Consider the following 17,773-nt stretch of genomic DNA (forward strand, 5'->3'; position numbering starts at 1 on the left):
CTGAACCTCCGTCAGGGAACCCAGTAGTTGCCGGATGCGACGATCATCGACTGGAGCTGGACGCTCCCGCCGTAGTAGAGGTCCGGGTCGACCGACGTGGTGGCGAGCTTGTTCCAGAGCGCGTCGAGCCAGGCCTGGGAGCCGGAGTCGGTCAGCGCGGTCACGACGAACGGGGCGGTGAACGCCATGTCGTTGCCGCTGTCGAACACCGAACCGTTCAGGTGGTAGCCGCTGGCGATCTTGTCCGGGTCGGCGCCGGTCTTGGTCTTGATCCAGGAGTTGAGCTTGCGGGCCGAGGCGAGCGAGGCACTGTCCCCGCTGGTGACCGCGTCGGCGCCGATGCGCCACGGGTCGCGGCAGGCGTTCCAGGAGTAGTCGCCGTCGTTGGGGCTCTCCAGCACCTCGCCCGGGGCGGGCTTGGCGGTGCTGTTGGTGTTGACGACGAAGTCCGCCAACAGCCCTGTCCCGGAAGCGTACTTGGACTGCTGGGAGGTGATCAGGTTCTGGTGTGCGGTGCGCACGGTGTCCCAGGTGCTGTCACCGGTGGCGGCCCTGAAGGCGCGGAAGTGGTCGATCATCCAGTCCGAGGAGCGGGTCATCCAGTAGTGGGATTCGCCGGAGTCCGACCAGTCGCCGAAGAGCATCAGGTGCGTGGTCGGGTTGACCTCGCTCTTCTTGATGGCGTTGATGTGTTTGACCGCGAGGTCCTTGTAGTCGTACGTGCCGGTCGAGCCCCACTGCTTGTCGGCGAGGAGCAGCCCGAAGGCGACGTCGAGGTCCCCGTCGGTCGCCGAGTCGGAGCCGTCGACGCTCTTGCAGGAGGCGTCCTGTTCGGCGGCGAGCAGGTTGGCGTTGTTCACCGAGGGGTGCGCGAGCATGTACTTGACCATGCCGTCGAAGACGGTCTTCGCGTCGGGGTCGGCCCCGGCCATGGTCGCGGTGACGACCATCCCGTAACCCTGGGCCTCGGCTACGTAGGGGTGGTCGGCGTCCGGCGAGATGACCTCGTACCAGCCGTTGCCGCAGTTCTTCCTGACGAACGCGGACTTCCAGGCGTTGTAGGTCTTGACCACGGCCTGGTCGAGTGACGCCTGCGTACCCGAGGGCTTCAGCATCCCGGCGGCGTAGGGGAATTGACGGCTGCCGAAGGGCACCGCGGGGCCACCGGCCGCCGGGGCCGCGGTGTCGAGGTAGTCGAGGTTGGGGCCGCCGTTCGCCGTGGTGGCGGTGGCGCGGACGGTGTTGGTCCCGGCGGCGAGCTTCGCGCCGATGGTCTTCGTCTTCCAGGTGTCCCAGGATCCGGTCCCGCCGAAGGAGACGCCGGAGGCGACGACCGTTCCGTTCACACTGATGTCCAGCGGGCGGTCGGTGGTGGTGCCGTTGGCGTAGCGGATGGCCAGTGAGTCGCTGCCCGCGGCGGTGTTCACCGTGAACTCCACGGAGGAGCCGGCCACGTTGGTGTAGTCGACGAAGCCGGTGCCGGAGTAGCCGGTGTGGTTCGTCGCCACTGCCGCCCGGGCCAGCAGGGCGCTCTCCGCCTCGTAGCGGGTGTCCGCCGCGGCGGCGGACGGCGCGCCGAGCAGGGGCAGCAGCAGTCCGGCGGCGGCGAGTGCCGCTCCGCCGAGGGTCAGTCTGCTCGTGGTGGTACGCATGGGATCTCCTCAGCCCTTGTACTGGACGACGATCTTGGTGAAGTCGTACGGGGACTGGGACACCCCGCTGCAGGCGTCCCCGTCGCTGCCGGAGCCGCAGGAGCGGTCGCGGTTGACGGACCAGAAGGCGAAGCGCGCGATGTGGTGCTGCTGCGCGTAGCCGAGGATCGTCCGGAAGTCGGCGGTGGTGACGGTCTCGCCGGCCTCGTCCGTCCTCCCGTTCATCGAGGAGACCCCGATGTGCCGGTGGGCGGCGTCGTCGCCGTACCCGTAGGCGCTCTTCACGGCGGCCTTCAGCCCGTCGAGGGCGCTGACCGTGGCGGCGCCCATCGTGCCGCTGTGCCCGCCGAAGTCGAAGGGCATGATGACCCAGCCGTCGTTGTCGAGCCCCGCGGCGGCGCCCCGTTCGATGAGGTCCTTGCCCGTGGCGTCGGGGCCGGTCGGGGTGGTCCCCATGGTCACGTACGTCACGATGCCCGGGTTGGCGGTCTTGACGATCTTCAGGGCGTCGACCACCCGCTGCCGCACGGTGGCCCTGGAGAACTCGGTGTCCTCGATGTCGATGTCCAGCGCCTTGAGGCGGTAGGCGTTGATCACCTTCTGGTAGGCCCCGGCCAGCGCGGTGGCGCTGGTGCACTTCTCGCCGAGCTTGTCGCCGCTCCAGCCGCCCACCGAGACGACGATGTCACCACCGGCCGCCCGGATGGAGTCGATGGCCTTCTGGTCCGAGCCGCCGGTCAGCGGCCGGTCCCCGTCCCACTTCGGGTTGCAGGTGCCGTCCGAGAGGATGAACGCGAGCGTGAACCACTTCACGCCGGTCGCCGCCATCACATCGGCCGGCTTCTGCGGGTTTCCCCAGCCGAGGTACTCGTACGGTGCCGCGGCCATGGCGCCGGGGCCCGCGGCCGTGATGCCGGGGGGCTGGGAGTCGGGGCCGGGGCGGCCGTCCGCCGTGGTGGCGGTGAAGTCTGTGGGGGCCCCGGGCGCGTTCTCGGCGGCGGAGGCCTTCGGGAGGTGGCCCAGCAGGGGCAGGAGCAGACAGCTGAGGCCCGCGACGACGGCCACCAAGCGGCGTGGGGGTGCGGCAGGGTGCACGGATGATCCCTTCCGGTTCCGGTGTTAGGAAAGGTTCCTAACCGACACTGCATAGGATTCCCTGAGGAGCTTTCTGTCAATGCCCCGCGTGGGCCCAAATCTCGTGCGGGGCAGCCGGGTTGGCCGGTGTGCGGGCAGCTCGGCGGGGCGACGGGGATTCACCCCGCCGCCCCGGGTGCGCCGGTTCGTGCCACCTCCTGCCGGGACGGTTCGGGCCGGTCAGACCAGTTGGTAACCGCGCATGCCGGTGAGCAGGAGATGGGTGTCCCGCAACGATCCCGAGGTGTCGCCGAGCGACCGGTAGATGCCCCATTTGGGCCGGACCCGGTCGGCGAGGAGCGTGTCGGCACCGGACTTCGACCTGTCGATGACGGTGGTCGCCCCGTCCTTCAGGATCCAGCGGACCGAGCCCGACGTCCCGTCACCGATCGTGATCCGGAAGTCGACGTCGATCCACTTGTTCTGGAGCGGTTCGAGGTCGGTACGGCCGACGAGGATGTCGGCGATGGCCAGCTTGAGCTCGATGGTCTGTACGCCGCTCACCCGGCGCAGGGACTGGACGACGATCGGCGAGGTGCCGGTGCCCGGCTGCTTCATCTGCATGATGTGGGTGAAGCTGGTGGTCGCCTTCAGCGAGTCGGGGATGTACATGCGGTACGTGACCCGCCAGGTCTCCCCGGGCAGCCACTTGAGGTACGAGCCGCTGCCGGTGCGCAGTCCGGTCACCTCCTGGCGCTGACGGTCCGTCGAGGTGTCCCGGTCGACGGTGTGCATGTTGAACCGGAAGTTGTCACCCTCGGTGAAGATGTGGGGCTGCCCCGCCGGATGGGAGTCGGCGCGGTCGTCCTCGACGGTCTCGAAGGCGCCGAGTCCGTCGCCGCTCGCCGAGGGCGACCAGCGCAGTTTCCAGCTCGCCGCGTGGGCGGTGCCGGGGAGCCCGGCGGTTGCGGCGACGGCGCCGCCGATGGCCGCACCGAGCAGTGCTCGCCTGGAAGGGTTCGTCACTTCGACCTCGCTCGGAGTCGTTCGTTCGGGATCCCGGGAGTTGTCGCGTCGTTGTCACGTTCACAAGGGTGTCCGTTGTTCAGTGACGTGCTCAAGAGTTGCGTGCTGACGGGTCTCGGTCAATGGCCCGGACGGAAGCGGCCGGAGCAATGGCGGCGCGTCGAGGGGGTGCCGGCGCGAGCCCCGGAACTTCGGGCGGCGGGGGAATGTCCGGCGGCCGGTGATCGTTGACCATGGGAGTACCAACCGACGACGTAAGGATCGACCGCTCGTGAGCCAGGTCCCCTCCATCACTCTCAACAATGGCGTCGAGATGCCGCAGCTCGGTTTCGGCGTCTGGCAGGTGCCGGACGACGAGGCCGCGAAGGCGGTCGCCACGGCCATCGAGTCCGGGTACCGGAGCATCGACACCGCCGCGATCTACGAGAACGAGCAGGGCACCGGGCGGGCGATCGCGGCCTCCGGCGTCCCTCGCGAAGAGCTGTTCGTCACCACGAAGCTGTGGAACAGCGAGCAGGGCTACGACTCGACGCTGCGCGCCTTCGACGCCTCGCTCGACAAGCTGGGTCTGGACCACGTGGATCTGTACCTGATCCACTGGCCGATGCCGGCCAAGGGCGCGTACGTCGACACGTACAAGGCATTCGAGAAGATCCACGCCGACGGCCGCGCGAAGGCCATCGGTGTGTCGAACTTCCTCCCCGAGCACCTGGAGCGGCTGCTCGGCGAGACCTCCGTGGTCCCGGCGGTCAACCAGATCGAGCTCCACCCGCAGCTCCAGCAGGCCGAGTCGCGCGCCTTCCACGCCGAGCACGGCATCGCGACCGAGGCGTGGTCGCCGCTGGGCCAGGGCAAGGGCCTCCTCGACGTCCCGACGGTCGTCGCGATCGCCCGAAAGCACGAGCGCACGGCCGCCCAGGTGGTGCTCCGCTGGCACCTCCAGCTCGGCAATGTGGTGATCCCGAAGTCCGTGACCCCGTCCCGGATCGCGGAGAACCTCGATGTGTTCGGCTTCGAGCTGGACGCCGACGACCTGGCCGCGCTCGCCGCGCTGGACGAGGGCAAGCGCCTCGGCCCGGACCCCGCCGAGTTCAACATCGGCGCCTGAGCCACGAAGAAACGGACCGCCGCCCGGCTGCCGAGCCGGACGGCGGTCCGCCGTTGGACAGCCCTGGGGCTGAAGGGACCGGAACCATGAGCGGGAACACCGCACCCGCCGTCGCCGCGGGCCGCTATCAGCTGCGCAATGTGGCCAGCGGACTGCTGCTGGAGGTGTACGGCTCCGCCAAGGGCGGCGGCGCCCCGGTGCAGCAGGGCCCGGAGACCGGGGCGACTGCCCAGCACTGCCAGCTCTCGCCCGTGCACGAGGGTGCGGCGCTCCACTACCTGGTCAATGTCAACAGCGGAAAACGCCTGGACGTCGCCAATGCCTCGACCGAGAACGGCGCCGTGATCCAGCAGTGGCGGGCCAACAACTTCGGCGCCCAGGAATGGCTGATCGAGCGGCACCTGGAGGCACCGGGGGTGGTGACCCTGGTCAGCTTCATCAGCGGACTCGTCCTCGAAGTCGCCGATGGCAGCATGGCTGACGGCGCTCGTGTCCAGCAGTGGGAGGACACCGACTCCCCCGGCCAGTGGTGGCGGCTGGAACCGGTGCCGGACACCACCGGCGCATAGGCCGGATACGGTCCCGCACGGAGATGCGTGCGGGTGTGCGGATGCGTGCGGACCGAGATTCGGGGTGCCCCTTCGGGGCCGCCCCGACCGGACCGTCGGTCGCCCTGGGCCAATACGGCCCTCCGACCCCTGGCGGCCGGGACGTGGGCGGCGTCTGCCGCGCCGTCGCCACGTTCTGCCACCTGGTCGGCTGGCGGTGCATCGCCACCCGGCATTAGCATGGCCTGGCAGGTGTTCGAACCTGTCAGTCGTCATTCAGGTGCGGCTGTCCGACCGGGTTCGCCCCGGCCGGACAGCCTGAATGGAGCCCCGGCCCGATTACGGCGGGCCGGGGTTCTACTTCACCCGAGTGACCGGAGCACTGGCTTCGGTCACCAGTCGCGGTCGCCGCCGCCGTCGTGGCGCTCGATCACCCGGAAGCTGCCCACGACTCCGTTGTCGACCCACACGCCGCCCTTGACGTGGCCCGGACGCACCCCGTTGCTGGTGCTGTGCGGTCCGACGGTGGCGATGGGGGCGCCGTTGTCGCAGGTGACCCCGCGGAAGACCTCAAGGGTCCGGCGGCTGTCGTTGCGGATGTTGAGGGTCCTGGAGCCGAGGCCGCTGACCACGGTCACGCAGCCACCCAGGTTGTCGGTGTACGTCCGCTCGTTGATGTGGATGCGACCCTCGTAGTGGCCACGGCCGCCCTCGTCGTGGCCGCCACCGCCACCGCGCTCGTTGTCCTTGCCCTCGTTGCCCTTGCCGACGTCGCCGCCGCCGAGAGCCGAAGCAGGAGCGGCCTGCTGGACGGCCGGGACCGCTGCCCGGGCCGGCTCGGAGGTGGCGGCCGAGGCGTAGGTGATGCCGGTGGCGGCCAGAGCCGCAGCAGCCGCGACGGCAGCCGTAACGATGGTGGAACGCGTGATCATTTCGCTTCTCCTGTCTCAGGTGGATCGACCGAGCAGTCGACCCGCGAACGAAAGTACAGACAATCCGAATATGTGTCATATAAGACACATAAAAGGTTGTCGCCAGAGCGCCGATCGAGCTAAGCGAAATGCACGAAATGCTATTTTCAGACCGTCATATGGGACATCAATTGCCCTTGCAGATACGCGAGTTGACCGGCCATTAGCCCGCCCAGGGGGTTTCTGACGTCCACTCACTCCGGTGGCAGCATGTCTTCCCTCGACGCGGCCCGGTCGGCGACCGGTGTTCGTGACCGCCCATCAGCCGTCCAGCCAGCGCCTGAGGGCCTCCGTGTGCTCACCGAGGCGCGGCGGCCGTCGTTCGTACCGCGGCGGGGTGCGGGACAGCCCGATGGGGTTGGCCACCAGGCGCATGGGGTCGTCGGGGCCCGCATCGGCCGGTGTGACCCGCGGGGACAGGCCCAGGCGCTCGGCGAGACCGAAGGCGCCCGCGAGGTCATTGACCGGACCGCAGGGCACCCCGAGCGGGGTGAGCAGGTCGAACCACTCGGCCGCGGTGCGCGGGGCGAGCCGCGTGGAGATCTCCTCGGCCAGCGCGTCGACATGTGCGACCCGGTCCGCGTTCGACACGAACCGGGGGTCGGTGGCCAGCTCCTCGGCGCCCAGGCCCCGGCACAGCGCGCGGAACTGCCGGTCGTTGCCGACGGCAACGACCAGCGGCCGGTCCGCCGCCGGGTAGAGCTCGTACGGGGCGATGGACGGGTGCCGGTTGCCGAGGATGCCAGGCACCTGACCGGCCAGGGTGTAGCCACCCGCCTGGTTCACCATGCTCGACAGCAGCGAGGACAGCAGATCGACCTCGACGTGCTGGCCTTCGCCGGTCGCGTCGCGGTGGCGCAGCGCCGCCATGACGCCCACGGCGGCGTGCAGCCCGGTGAGCACATCGACGAGTGCCACACCCGTCTTGACGGGCTGCCCCGGTGCGGGCCCGGTGACGCTCATCAGCCCGCCGACCGCTTGCAGCAGCAAGTCGTAGCCGGGCAGCGCGGCGCCCCGGCCGGATCCGAATCCGGTCACCGAGCAGTAGACGATGCCGGGGTTGAGCAGCTCGGCCTGCGCGTAGGAGAGGCCGTACTTGTCCATCGTGCCGGGGCGGAAGTTCTCGAAGAGCACATCGGACCGGCGCACCAGTTCGTGGGCGTCGCGGCGCCCTTCCGGTGTGCCGAGATCGATGGCGAAGGACCGTTTGTTGCGGTTCACGGACAGGAAGTATGTCGACTCCCCATGGGCGTGGGGCGGCCCCCAGGCCCGGGTGTCGTCGCCCGTGCCGGGACGTTCCACCTTGATGACGTCGGCGCCGAGGTCCGCGAGGAGCATCGTGGCGTACGGAGCGGCCAGCACCCGCCCGAAGTCGGCGACCACGACACCCGAGAGGGGGCCGGGAACGGGAGTGCCCACCGGGGGGCCGTCCGGAATCCGCCTCTGCGACGGGGAAGCCGACGCGGCCGCTTGAGCGGACGGGGTGGCTGGAGTGTGCTGCATTCGGATCCCTCTCGATGCGGCTTCTCATGCGCCGGGCCGCTGATGGCCGCGATCGCGAAGCCTCATCCTGGGCATGCCGCACACCCCGTGCCAGTGGACGAGATGTCCTGTCCGGACACCCGGTACCACTCCAATCCGTCGATGGCCGGGGCAGGCGTCAGCCCCGTCGGCCCAGGTGCACCGTGCGCGCCGAGAGCAGGAAGACATCGGGGCGCCGGCGCAGTCCGGCCGGGTCCTCGGGGTCGAGCAGCCGGTCGAGTACGGCGATGTCCTCGGCCGAGAGGTCGTCGGCGAACATCTCACGGCGACGGGTGAGTTCGGCGACGACATGGTCGCGGGCCCGGTCGGGAAGGGGCGCCGGCAGGTCGAGCAGGAAGCTGCGGGTGCCCTGCGGCTCCAGCCCCACCGCGGTGAACAGGGCGCTCCAGTCCTCGGTCTCCCGCTTGGCGCCGGGCAGCGCGGCCCGCATGTTCTCGAACCGGTCCGCGTTGATCGCTTCGAGCCTGGCCTCCAGACCGGGCCGTCCCATGCCGATGTCGCGCGGGAGGCGACGGGGCTGCAGACCACCCTCGGCCAGGGCCACCGTTCCGCCGGGTCGCAGCAGCGCGGCGAATCCGGCGAGGACGGCGCGCTGGTCGCCCATGTGGTGCAGGGCGTTGCCCACCCAGATGAGGTCCGCCTCCCCGAGTCCTTCGAGGTCGTCGGGGATGTCGGCATGCCGGGTACGGACCCGGTCGCCGAGGCCGAGCTGTTCGGCGCGGGCGCGGGTGCGCTCCAGCAGGGCCGGGGTGCCGTCGACGGCGACGACCTCCGCCTCCGGGAACACCTCGGCGAGCAGGCAGGAGATCACCCCCGGTCCACTGCCGATGTCGAGGACCCTGCGCACCTTCGGTGCGGTGGGGAGCCCGGCGATCCAGCGGGCGGCCTCCTCGTACTGCGGTCGGCTGACCTCGGCCTCCTGCTCCAGCATCGGTCCCATGACGTCCCAGTCGAGGTCGCCGTTGTCGTGGTGATGTCCCTGGGGGTCGCCGTGGTGGTGGCCGGGGGAGGTGTGCCGGTGATGACCGTGATCGGTTCGCTGACTCATGGAGCCAGCCTCACCCCACTCCGCACCCTCCGGCAAGATTTATTGCCGCTTCAGCAATACGTACACAGGATGCGTCATAACCCCCTCGCACCGTGAGCCATTCACGCATCAAGCACTACGGGATCAAGATCACCCCCGAGGCGCGGCGAGGCACCGACCGAAGGGCGTTCCCCCTGGTGAGCGAGGCAGGCAGTGGCCCGGCACCGCAAACATCATCCCCACACCGGCCTTAGCGCGTTAATTCATCGCCCAACAATCTTGTGTGACAACGGTGTTGACGCGTTATGACCGGGCCCATACGGTGCACTCGCCCGCCCCATCGAGCCAACGCCGGAGCGTACCCATGAAGCGCCGTACCTTCCTTGCCGGAACCGCCGCCGTGTCCGCACCGGCCGTCGCCCTGGCCGCTGCGGCACCCGTCGTCGCCGCGCCCGCTCCCGGTGACGGCGCCACCGCCGCGGAGACCGTACGCCTCGTCATCGACGGCATACCGCACGATCTGCCGCCCACCACACTGCACAACACCGCCCTCGCGGCCACCGGCACCGCCGGGCAGGCGCGGGTCACCATGACCGGGACGTACAGCGAGTTCTCGGTGGCCTTCCCGAGCCCGTACGCGCCCGGCCTCGCCCGGGTGTCGGTGTGGCTCACCGGGGTCACCCCGAAGAAGGGCAACCTCTGGCTGAAGCTCTTCGACGGGGACAGCGAGGAGTGGGGGACGCTGGCAAGCAGGGTCGACCCGGCCGGTTTCGACGGGCGGACCCGGGTCACGTTCGAGCCGCAGCGGCTGGCCCGGATGACATGGAGCGGAAAGGGCGACGGCCGGCTCACCCACCCGCTGCGCCGGCTGGTGCTGGTGTTCTTCCCCGACGACAAGCAGTCGGCCGAGCCACTCGTGCTGGACGTGGACTCCGTGGAGGTGGTCGGCGACGGCGGGCCGGTGGCCGGCTGGAACCGGGCCGGTGCGCTGGAACTGACCAGCGGCGCGGACCGGGTCCTCATCGACGACCGCGGCCGGCTGCTCGACTGGACGTCCGGTGGCCGGGTCCAGTCCCCCGGTGTGCTGCCGCTCGCCGTGTACTACGACAACGGCACCGGTGTCTTCTCCGACGAGGCCACGGTCGACATCACCCGGGTCGCCGCGGACGAGGCCAGGGTCGGTTTCACCGTGCCCGGGTTCTTCACCGCCGAGCTGGCGGTGAGACTCCGTCCGGGCGGCCTCGAACTGCGCCCCACCGCCGTCCGGAACCTCTGGTCCCGGCCCATCCTCAGGATCACCTGCCCCGAGGTGGCGTACCGGCTGATCCCCGCCGACGGCACCATGCTCGGCATCGCGCCGAAGTGGGGCGGGCTCGCCCACACCCGTTCGGTGCTCGCCGGTGGCTTCTACGCCAACTACGGCATGCCGACCGCGACCCATGACCTGATCCTGTTCGAGGAGGACGACTCCGCGATCGGCGTGTACTCCGTACAGCCCGCGAGCGCGAAGCCCTACCGCCCGACGCAGTTCGGTTTCGTGGGTGCCCGTGCCCGCGAGGAGTCCCTGACCGGGCTGATGCACCGGCTGGACGCCTGGATCGCCCCCGGCGGGACCGGGGGCCTGCCCGCGACCCGGCTGGTGGCCGGGGGCACCGCGTTCGACCTGTTCGCGGCCTACCGGGCGGACAACGGGATGGACTCCTGGCGCGGGCTGTCGGACAAGCTCGGCCCGCGGCTGCGCGCCGGGCTGCCCGACGCGGTGCACCTCAAGGTGGACCTGTGGCAGCCGACCGGCGGCACCTGGGCGACGGGACGGCCCGAAGCGGCCCTCGAATACCTGCGTGCCGTGCCCGGCGGGCCGTACAGCGTAGAGCTGGCCAGCTACTACTCCGACGGGCAGCACGACCACCACTACCCGGACTTCCTCACCTTCGACTACCTCGGCGGGCCCGCGGAGTTCCAGCGGCTCATCGACACCATCCACGACGGCGGGCACTACGCCAGCGCGTACACCAACCCGACGTGGTGGCACCCCGACAGCCGGGCGGTGGCGGAGCTCGGCGGCGTCGAGCGGATCGGGATCCGCGACGGGCGCGGCAAGCTGGTCACCAAGACCCACACCGACAACCCGGGGTATCTCATCGGCGGCTGGCGGAAGGCGCCCAGGGCGCTGATCCTCGACCAGCTCCGCACATTCCGCGACACCTACGGACTGGACATGATGTTCCAGGACGAGATCGCGCGCCGGGAGTACGACTACTCGGCCGACTTCTGCGCACCGCCGTACGCGTACTGCGAGGAACTGGTGGAGCAGACCGCGCAGTCGGCCGCGATCCTTCCGATCGGCACCGAGGGGGTGGGCGGGGACCGGCTCTTCCAGACTCTGACGTCGAGCCTCGGCTTCTTCCTCAACACCATGCAGGGCGACCGGGCCAACACGTACGACGGCCCCAACCGCAACGGTGCCGTGGTGCAGCAGTGGCCACTGGGGACCGGCGTCCTGCACGACAAGGTCGCGTTCTACCCGCACAACCTCGACCGGGGCGTCGACACCACCGAGAACCTGAGCTGGGCACTGGCTTTCGGCCTCAATCTGCACTACCAGGCGCAGCACATGGAGAGGGACTTCAGGGCGGGGCGCGGATTCGAGATGCTCAAGGGCCTGTCGCTGGTCCAGCGGCGGGTCGCCGGCCGGTACTTCGGGCGGCGGATGACCGCGTTCCGGTACCTCACCGAGGACCTGAAGGTGTCGCGGACGGTGTTCGACGGGGGTGTGGAGATCGTGGCCAGCCACGACATCCAGCCCCGCGCGCTGCCACTGCCCGGCGGCCTGGGCACGGTGACCGTCGCGCCGCACGGCTTCGTCGCCTCCGAGCACGGAACCCCGACGTACGCGCTGATCGACGACGCGCACCACCGGCCCGGCCATCTCGCGCGCTGGGCGGGCGGCCGGTTCGTTCCCGAACTCGCTTGGTACCCGGCTGATCTGGCGGGCTACCGGACCGACACGATCCACGCCGACCTCCGGCTCACCGCCACACCCGCCGAGCTCCCCGCCGCCGGCACCACCCGGGCGGCGCTGGCCCTCGCCGCCTGGGACGGCGCACCGGTCGACCTGACCGGTGCGGACATCGAGTGGGAGATCGAGGGCCGGCCGATCGCCCGTCTGGTCACCGACGCCGACGGCAGTGTGTGGCTCGCCCCGAACCCCGGCGGTGCCACGGGCTGGGTCACGGTCCGCGCGGTCGTCACGCGGGACGGGGTACCGGCGTACAGCGGCGTCGAACTGGTCAAGCTCACCGACGGGTGACCCAAGGCGTGCGGGGTCCGGGGCGTTCAGGTGTATGTCATCGTTCCGGACACGCCGCTGCCGATTGGACACCGGCATATTGCCGGTAGGCCTCCGGGCCCATAACTTGCGTTTATGGAGCTGGAGTTGCGCCATCTGCGAACCGTACGTGCCATCGCCGACACCGGGAGCCTGACCAAGGCGGCCGCGGCCCTCGGGCTCGCCCAGCCGGCCCTGAGCGCGCAGTTGCGGAGGATCGAGAAGGCGCTCGGCGGGCCGCTGTTCGACCGGGACCACACCGGCGCCCGGCCCACGCTCCTCGGCGAGCTGGTGCTGGAACGGGCCCGGGTGGTGCTGCCCGCCGTGAGCGAACTCCAGGAGGAGGCGGTGCGGTTCGCCAACGCCTGGGGGACCATGGAACGCTTCCGGCTGGGCGGCACGCACGGACCGCTGCTGGGCGGTCTGGTGGACCGGCTGGTCGCCGCGCACCCGGCCGCTCCCGTGTCGACGTACACCTCCTGGTCGGTGGGCGAGATCGCCGCCCAACTGATCGACGGCAGGCTCGACTTCGCGCTCATCGGGGCGTGCGGTCAGAGCCCGCCGCCCGCGCACGACCGGTTGACCTGGCAGGTGATCGGCATCGACCCGGTCTTCGTGATGCTGCCGGATTCCCATCCGCTGGCCGGTGCCGAGGAGCTCAGCCTCTCCGCCCTGGCGGACGAGTGCTGGGCGGACGTGCCGGGCGAGGGCTGTTTCGCCGACTGTTTCGTCGGCGCGTGCGCACGGGCCGGGTTCAGCCCGGTCTCGGTGTACGAGACCGACACGGCGTCCGTCGTCCATCTCGTACAGGTGGGGCGGGCGGTCGGGCTGTGCCGGGCGACGTTCCCGCCGACACCCGGGGTGGTGACACGGCCGATCACCGGCTCGCCGCTCAGCTGGCGCCATCTGCTGGGCTGGCATCCTCGGTCGGCGGCGGCCGCTGCCGCGGCGGGCGCGGTGAGCGGGCACACCCGGGCGGCGTACGCGGCGGCGGCGGAGCGCAGCGAGAGCTATACGCGCTGGCTCGCCGCACATCCGCGGTTCGGGGCGGCTATGTGACATGTGGCGTGACGCGCACCGCGTGCCGCCCCGGCTACCGCACCCCGTGTCCGTCGGCGATCGCCGCCACTCGCGCGGCCAGCTTCAGATCGTTCTCGGTGACCACACCGCCCGCGTCGTGCGTGTTCACGGAGAGGGAGACGGTGTTGTAGCCGAGGGTCAGATCGGAGTGGTGGTTCAGTTCGTCCTGGATCGCGGCGACGTGCGCGGTCAGTCCGAGGGCGGCGAAGTGGCTGTGGAGCCGGTAGGTGCAGGTGATCCGGTCGCCCTCCAGCGACCAGCCGGGCAGGTCGCCCAGACGGTCCTCGATCTCCTGCTGCGACAGCGGTGCGGCGGGCATGCGGCGACTCCCTCATCGGTGAACGGTGCCGGTCGGCGGTGCCGGTGACGTTACGGTCTGGGTATGACGACTGTCGCGATTGACACGGGGGTAGGGCCGCTGCTGCGCAGTTGGCGGGAGCAGCGCCGGATCAGCCAACTGGAACTGGCGCTCCGTGCCGATTCCTCGGCCCGGCACATCTCCTTCATCGAGACGGGCCGGTCCCGCCCCAGCGAGGAGATGATCCTGCGGCTGGCCGAGCACCTGGAAGTCCCGGTCAGGGAGCGCAACGCCCTTCTGGTGGTGGCCGGTTACGCCCCGCGCTACGCGCAGACCGCGCTCGACGACCCCGCGCTGGACACGCTGCGGGAGGGCATGGAGCGGCTGCTCCGGGCGTACGACCCGTATCCGGCGCTCGTCGTCGACGGCACGTACAACGTGGTGGCGGCCAATCGGGGCATGGCGCTGCTGATGGACAAGGTGGCCGAGCACCTGCTCGTGCCGCCGCTGAACGCCATGCGGCTCACCCTGCACCCGGACGGGCTCGCCCCGCACATCCGGAATCTGCGGGAGTGGCGGGCCGATCTGCTGGCCCAGATGGAGCGTCAGATCGCCCTGGCCCGTTCGGCGGAGCTTCGCGAGGTGTACGAGGAGGTCGCGGGCTATCCCGTACCGGAGAGCACCGGCTCCATCGGCGCCGGGGCCGCCCCGTCGCTGCCGTTCGCGCTGCCGTTGCTGATCGAGCACGACGGAGAGGTGCTCTCCTTCGTCTGCTCCATCGCGACGTTCAACACGCCGATGGATGTGACGGTGGCCGAGCTGGCGATCGAGACGTTCCTGCCCGCCGACCGGGCCACCGCCGACCATCTGCGCGCGCTCACTTCCTGACGACCGGAGCGACCCACTGCGCCCGGGAGCGCGCCAGGACGGTCGCCGCGACGGTCACGCAGGCCAGCACGGCCGCGGCGATCAGCAGCGGAAGCCTCGGATGCCCGTGCAGTACGGCCATGGCGCCGGCGACCGCGCCCAGCATCATCGCGGCGGCCGAGAGCACCCGCCGTCCGGCCCGGCTGCCGCCTCCGCCGGCGAACCGGCTGTCGGAGAGGATGCCGGTGATGGTCAGGGTCAGCACGGTCGTGGTGAGGTCGGGAACCGCCAGCGCCCGGGACACGGCGTTCTGCACACCGAGCCCCAGGCCGAGGAGCACGACGAGCGCGAAGCGGACCCCGCCGGTGAACGGGTGGCCGGAGGCCGCGGTGACGATCAGCGCGGCCAGGACGCAGGCGGTCTCCACGAGGAGCGCGTACAGCAGCATCCGGCCGCGGTGCGTCTGGGTGCGGTGCACGATCAGGCCGCCGAGCAGTGCCCCGGCCGCGAACGCGGCGAGCGCGACGAGGGACGCTGCGAGCGAGAACCCGGGGGCTCCGGCGATGGCGAAGCCGGAGAAGACCACGTTGCCGGTCATGTTCGCCACGAACACCCGGCCCAGCTCCAGATAGCTGACGGCGTCGACCAGCCCGGTGACGACGGTCAGGGCGAGCATCAGGGGCGGCAGCGGTCCATGACGGTCCTTCAGATCCGGAACGACGGTGCTCCAGGCCTCACGCAGCAGGACGGGCATGGGCACGGGCACACTCCGATCACGGGGACGGCTGCTCGGAATTGTGCGCCCCGGGCCCGTGGAACACCATGACCGACGCACAGTGCTCCTCCCGGCACGGCGGGCCGGGAGGAGCACCGGTCGCTACACGCGTGCCCCGTTGTCGAGCGGATCCCGACGCGCCGTTCTCGTACCGGAGCGGCGGCCGGGAGACCGCTTCCGGGCGGGCGGCGGGGCCTTGCTGCTCCGTTCCAGGACGAGGGCGGCCGGGACCGCGGTCATCACCGAGGAGTACGTGCCGACGCAGATCCCGATGAGCAGGGCCAGCGCGAAGTCCGCGAGCGAGTCACCGCCCAGCACGGCGAGTGCGGTGAGGATGAACAGGGCGCCCATTCCGGTGTTGAGCGTTCTCGGGACGGTCTGCAGGACGGCCCGGTTGGCGACCTCGGCGACGGGCCGGCGGCGGGCCTTCGCCCACAGTTCCCGCACCCGGTCGAAGACCACCACCGAGTCGTTGACGGAGTATCCGATGACGGTGAGGAGCGCGGCCAGGAAGATGCCGTCGACGGTGCGCCCCAGCCAGGCGAAGGCGCCGACCAGGACGATGACGTCATGGACGAGGGCTCCGACCGCGGCCACCGCGAACGTCCAGCGGAACCTGACCGCCAGATAGGCCAGTTGGACCAGGACTGCGATGCCGAGCGCGATCAGGGCATTGCGCCGGAGTTCGTCGCCGAGGCTGGGGCCGATGAGTTCGTCGCGGACCTTGGTGGTCTTGCCGCCCTCCTCCGCGAGGGCTGCGCGCAGGGCGTGCTCGCCGTCGTTGTCGAGCTTCCCGGTCCGTACGGAGAGGTCGCCCGCACCCGCCGTGGTGACCTCGGCATCGCCGAAGCCCGCGCCGGCCAGGGCGGTGCGGGCCCGCTCCACGTCGACGGGCCGGCTGGTCGAATACTCCACGAGCCGACCGCCGGTGAATTCGACACCCAGGTTGACGCCGCGTACGAGGATGCCGAGGACGGCGACGGCGACCAGTGCCGAGGAGATCAGCAGCCAGCGGCGCGGGGACCGCATCAGCTGGGGGTCGCGGCGGGTCAGCCAGGTGCGCACCCGGCCGGGGCCGGAGATGCCGTTGACGCCCCGGTAGTCGCCGACGAACCGGGAGCCCGCGGCGATCTCGGTGAGTGCGCGGGCGATGACGAGCGCGGAGAACATGGAGGCCAGTACGCCGATGGCAAGGGTGACGCCGAAGCCCTTCACCGGTCCCGAGCCGAGGAAGAAGAGCAGTCCGGCCGCGATCAGCGTCGTCACGTTGGAGTCGGCGACGGCGCTCCAGGCGCCGCGGAATCCGGCGATCAGCGAGGAGCGCAGCGACCGCCCAGGATGCTGGGTGTGCTCCTCCCTGGCCCGCTCGAAGACCAGCACGTTGGCGTCGACCGCCATCCCGATGGCCAGGACGAATCCGGCGAGGCCCGGAAGGGTGAGGGTGACGCCGAGGGCCACCAGGGCCGCGTAGGAGATCAGTCCGTAGGCGGCGAGGGCGACGGCGGCCAGTGCGCCGAAGAGCCGGTACACGACGGTGATGAAGAGCGCGGTGGCGGCGGCGCCGATGAGGGCGGCCCGGGCGCTGGCATCGATCGCGGCGGCGCCGAGCGTCGGGCCGACGGTCCGCTGCTCGACGATCTCGACGGGGAGCGGCAGGGCACCGCCCTTGATCAGCAGGGCCAGTTCGCGGGCCTCGTCCGCGCTGAAGGATCCGGTGATCTGGGTGGAGCCGGAGGGCAGGCCGGCGTTGCAGCCGACGGAGGGCGAGACCTGCGGCGAGGAGATGATCTGCTGGTCGAGGACGATGGCGACGCGGCGCCGGTCGTCCTGTACCGGGTGGCAGGCGGCTTCCCCGGTCAGCCGGGTCCAGTCCCGGCCCGCCGCCTTGTGGAAGTCGAGGGAGACGGTCCAGCCGGCGCCCTGCTGGGCGTCGAACACGGCGGTGGCGTCCTTGACCCCGGCGCCGGAGAGCCTGGCCGGGCCGAGGTCGAGGGCGCGGCCCTGTTCATCGGGGAGCGTCGGCCCGGCATCGGGGCTCCGGCCGGCACCGGGCTCGGCTCCGGGCTTGGATCCGGGCTCGGCTCCGGGCTCGGTGTCCGCCCCGTCCTCGTTCGGAGCGGTGGCGGGGCCCTGGACCGCGTGGAAGCTGAGCTGGGCGGTTCTGCCGATGACCTCGGCGGCCTTGCGCGGGTCCTGGACGTCCGGGAGTTCGACGATGATCCGGTCCTCGCCGGAACGGGTCAGTGTGGGTTCGGCGACGCCGAGGGAGTCGATGCGCTGGCGGAGCACCTCCAGGGTGCGGTCGGTGCTCTCCCGGTCCGCCTTCGCGGTGTCCGAGTCCTTGGCCTGGAGCACCATTCGGGTGCCGCCCTGAAGATCGAGGCCGAGTCTGGGTGACATGGTCAGCGTGATGAGCACGGAGACGAGCAGTACGGCCGCAGCCAGAACCGCCCGCACCGTGGTGGCGCGAGTCATGG

At 70.7% G+C, this 17,773-nt stretch carries 14 protein-coding genes; 5 read left to right on the forward strand and 9 right to left on the reverse strand.

Annotated features, from left to right (window positions below; translation table 11 throughout):
• Positions 1-11 precede the first annotated feature (11 nt).
• The 3 genes from ACFVH0_RS03010 to ACFVH0_RS03020 all read right to left on the reverse strand — a co-directional run bounded on the left by ACFVH0_RS03010 (position 12) and on the right by ACFVH0_RS03020 (position 3,752).
• Positions 12-1,652, reverse strand: coding sequence for a glycosyl hydrolase family 8 (locus ACFVH0_RS03010; protein ID WP_385817700.1), 1,641 nt, complete (start codon positions 1,650-1,652; stop codon positions 12-14).
• Positions 1,653-1,661: 9 nt separating this feature from the next.
• Positions 1,662-2,747, reverse strand: a complete 1,086-nt coding sequence (locus tag ACFVH0_RS03015) for a chitinase (protein WP_385817701.1) — start codon at positions 2,745-2,747, stop codon at positions 1,662-1,664.
• 219 nt (positions 2,748-2,966) lie between these two features.
• Positions 2,967-3,752, reverse strand: coding sequence for a Tat pathway signal sequence domain protein (locus ACFVH0_RS03020; protein WP_385817702.1), 786 nt, complete (start codon positions 3,750-3,752; stop codon positions 2,967-2,969).
• Positions 3,753-4,023: 271 nt separating this feature from the next.
• Here ACFVH0_RS03020 and ACFVH0_RS03025 point away from each other — a divergent pair, with 271 nt between their 5' ends.
• Both ACFVH0_RS03025 and ACFVH0_RS03030 read left to right on the forward strand, forming a co-directional pair.
• A complete protein-coding gene (locus ACFVH0_RS03025) occupies positions 4,024-4,860 on the forward strand; it encodes an aldo/keto reductase (RefSeq protein ID WP_385817703.1) in 837 nt (278 codons plus the stop codon).
• 86 nt (positions 4,861-4,946) lie between these two features.
• Positions 4,947-5,429 carry an RICIN domain-containing protein gene (locus ACFVH0_RS03030; RefSeq protein WP_385817704.1) on the forward strand — a complete coding sequence of 161 codons (483 nt, stop codon included), beginning with the start codon at positions 4,947-4,949 and terminating at the stop codon, positions 5,427-5,429.
• 371 nt (positions 5,430-5,800) lie between these two features.
• On the opposite strand, the gene ACFVH0_RS03035 is transcribed toward ACFVH0_RS03030, so the two are convergent.
• From ACFVH0_RS03035 to ACFVH0_RS03045, 3 genes are all read right to left on the reverse strand, one after another.
• On the reverse strand, positions 5,801-6,340 hold the full coding sequence (locus tag ACFVH0_RS03035) for a hypothetical protein (RefSeq protein ID WP_385817705.1): 540 nt from the start codon (positions 6,338-6,340) through the stop codon (positions 5,801-5,803).
• Between the two features lie 300 nt (positions 6,341-6,640).
• On the reverse strand, positions 6,641-7,798 hold the full coding sequence (locus ACFVH0_RS03040) for a CaiB/BaiF CoA transferase family protein (protein WP_385817706.1): 1,158 nt from the start codon (positions 7,796-7,798) through the stop codon (positions 6,641-6,643).
• A 241-nt stretch (positions 7,799-8,039) separates the two neighbouring features.
• Positions 8,040-8,969 carry a class I SAM-dependent methyltransferase gene (locus tag ACFVH0_RS03045; RefSeq protein ID WP_385817707.1) on the reverse strand — a complete coding sequence of 310 codons (930 nt, stop codon included), beginning with the start codon at positions 8,967-8,969 and terminating at the stop codon, positions 8,040-8,042.
• A gap of 343 nt (positions 8,970-9,312) precedes the next feature.
• Between ACFVH0_RS03045 and ACFVH0_RS03050 the strand changes: the two genes are divergently transcribed.
• Entirely contained in the window at positions 9,313-12,258 is a 2,946-nt protein-coding gene (locus ACFVH0_RS03050) for a hypothetical protein (RefSeq protein WP_385817708.1), read from the forward strand.
• 114 nt (positions 12,259-12,372) lie between these two features.
• Positions 12,373-13,335 carry a LysR family transcriptional regulator gene (locus tag ACFVH0_RS03055; protein WP_385817709.1) on the forward strand — a complete coding sequence of 321 codons (963 nt, stop codon included), beginning with the start codon at positions 12,373-12,375 and terminating at the stop codon, positions 13,333-13,335.
• A gap of 34 nt (positions 13,336-13,369) precedes the next feature.
• Here ACFVH0_RS03055 and ACFVH0_RS03060 read toward each other — a convergent pair whose 3' ends face one another.
• Entirely contained in the window at positions 13,370-13,675 is a 306-nt protein-coding gene (locus ACFVH0_RS03060; protein ID WP_385817710.1) for a 4a-hydroxytetrahydrobiopterin dehydratase, read from the reverse strand.
• 63 nt (positions 13,676-13,738) lie between these two features.
• On the opposite strand from ACFVH0_RS03060, the gene ACFVH0_RS03065 reads away from it, so the two are divergent.
• Positions 13,739-14,542 carry a helix-turn-helix domain-containing protein gene (locus ACFVH0_RS03065; RefSeq protein ID WP_385817711.1) on the forward strand — a complete coding sequence of 268 codons (804 nt, stop codon included), beginning with the start codon at positions 13,739-13,741 and terminating at the stop codon, positions 14,540-14,542.
• On the opposite strand, the gene ACFVH0_RS03070 is transcribed toward ACFVH0_RS03065, so the two are convergent.
• Together ACFVH0_RS03070 and secD are read right to left on the reverse strand one after the other, a co-directional pair.
• Positions 14,532-15,275 carry a YoaK family protein gene (locus tag ACFVH0_RS03070; RefSeq protein WP_385817797.1) on the reverse strand — a complete coding sequence of 248 codons (744 nt, stop codon included), beginning with the start codon at positions 15,273-15,275 and terminating at the stop codon, positions 14,532-14,534. The genes ACFVH0_RS03065 and ACFVH0_RS03070 overlap by 11 nt on opposite strands.
• A gap of 123 nt (positions 15,276-15,398) precedes the next feature.
• Complete coding sequence (secD, locus tag ACFVH0_RS03075) at positions 15,399-17,771, reverse strand: protein translocase subunit SecD (RefSeq protein ID WP_385817712.1); 2,373 nt, start codon at positions 17,769-17,771, stop codon at positions 15,399-15,401.
• Between the last annotated feature and the right edge of the window lie 2 nt (positions 17,772-17,773).

It is taken from the genome of Streptomyces sp. NPDC127117, assembly GCF_042677325.1.
In the GTDB taxonomy this organism is placed as follows: Bacteria; Actinomycetota; Actinomycetes; order Streptomycetales; family Streptomycetaceae; genus Streptomyces.

Bases quoted from the DNA above. Each gene is read 5' to 3' on its own strand.
- ACFVH0_RS03035 (WP_385817705.1), bottom strand. From the start codon at position 6,340: ATGATCACGCGTTCCACCATCGTTACGGCTGCCGTCGCGGCTGCTGCG.
- ACFVH0_RS03045 (WP_385817707.1), bottom strand. From the start codon at position 8,969: ATGAGTCAGCGAACCGATCACGGTCATCACCGGCACACCTCCCCCGGC.
- ACFVH0_RS03050 (WP_385817708.1), top strand. From the start codon at position 9,313: ATGAAGCGCCGTACCTTCCTTGCCGGAACCGCCGCCGTGTCCGCACCG.
- ACFVH0_RS03060 (WP_385817710.1), bottom strand. From the start codon at position 13,675: ATGCCCGCCGCACCGCTGTCGCAGCAGGAGATCGAGGACCGTCTGGGC.
- ACFVH0_RS03070 (WP_385817797.1), bottom strand. From the start codon at position 15,275: ATGCCCGTCCTGCTGCGTGAGGCCTGGAGCACCGTCGTTCCGGATCTG.
- ACFVH0_RS03030 (WP_385817704.1), top strand. From the start codon at position 4,947: ATGAGCGGGAACACCGCACCCGCCGTCGCCGCGGGCCGCTATCAGCTG.
- secD (WP_385817712.1), bottom strand. From the start codon at position 17,771: ATGACTCGCGCCACCACGGTGCGGGCGGTTCTGGCTGCGGCCGTACTG.
- ACFVH0_RS03055 (WP_385817709.1), top strand. From the start codon at position 12,373: ATGGAGCTGGAGTTGCGCCATCTGCGAACCGTACGTGCCATCGCCGAC.
- ACFVH0_RS03010 (WP_385817700.1), bottom strand. From the start codon at position 1,652: ATGCGTACCACCACGAGCAGACTGACCCTCGGCGGAGCGGCACTCGCC.
- ACFVH0_RS03065 (WP_385817711.1), top strand. From the start codon at position 13,739: ATGACGACTGTCGCGATTGACACGGGGGTAGGGCCGCTGCTGCGCAGT.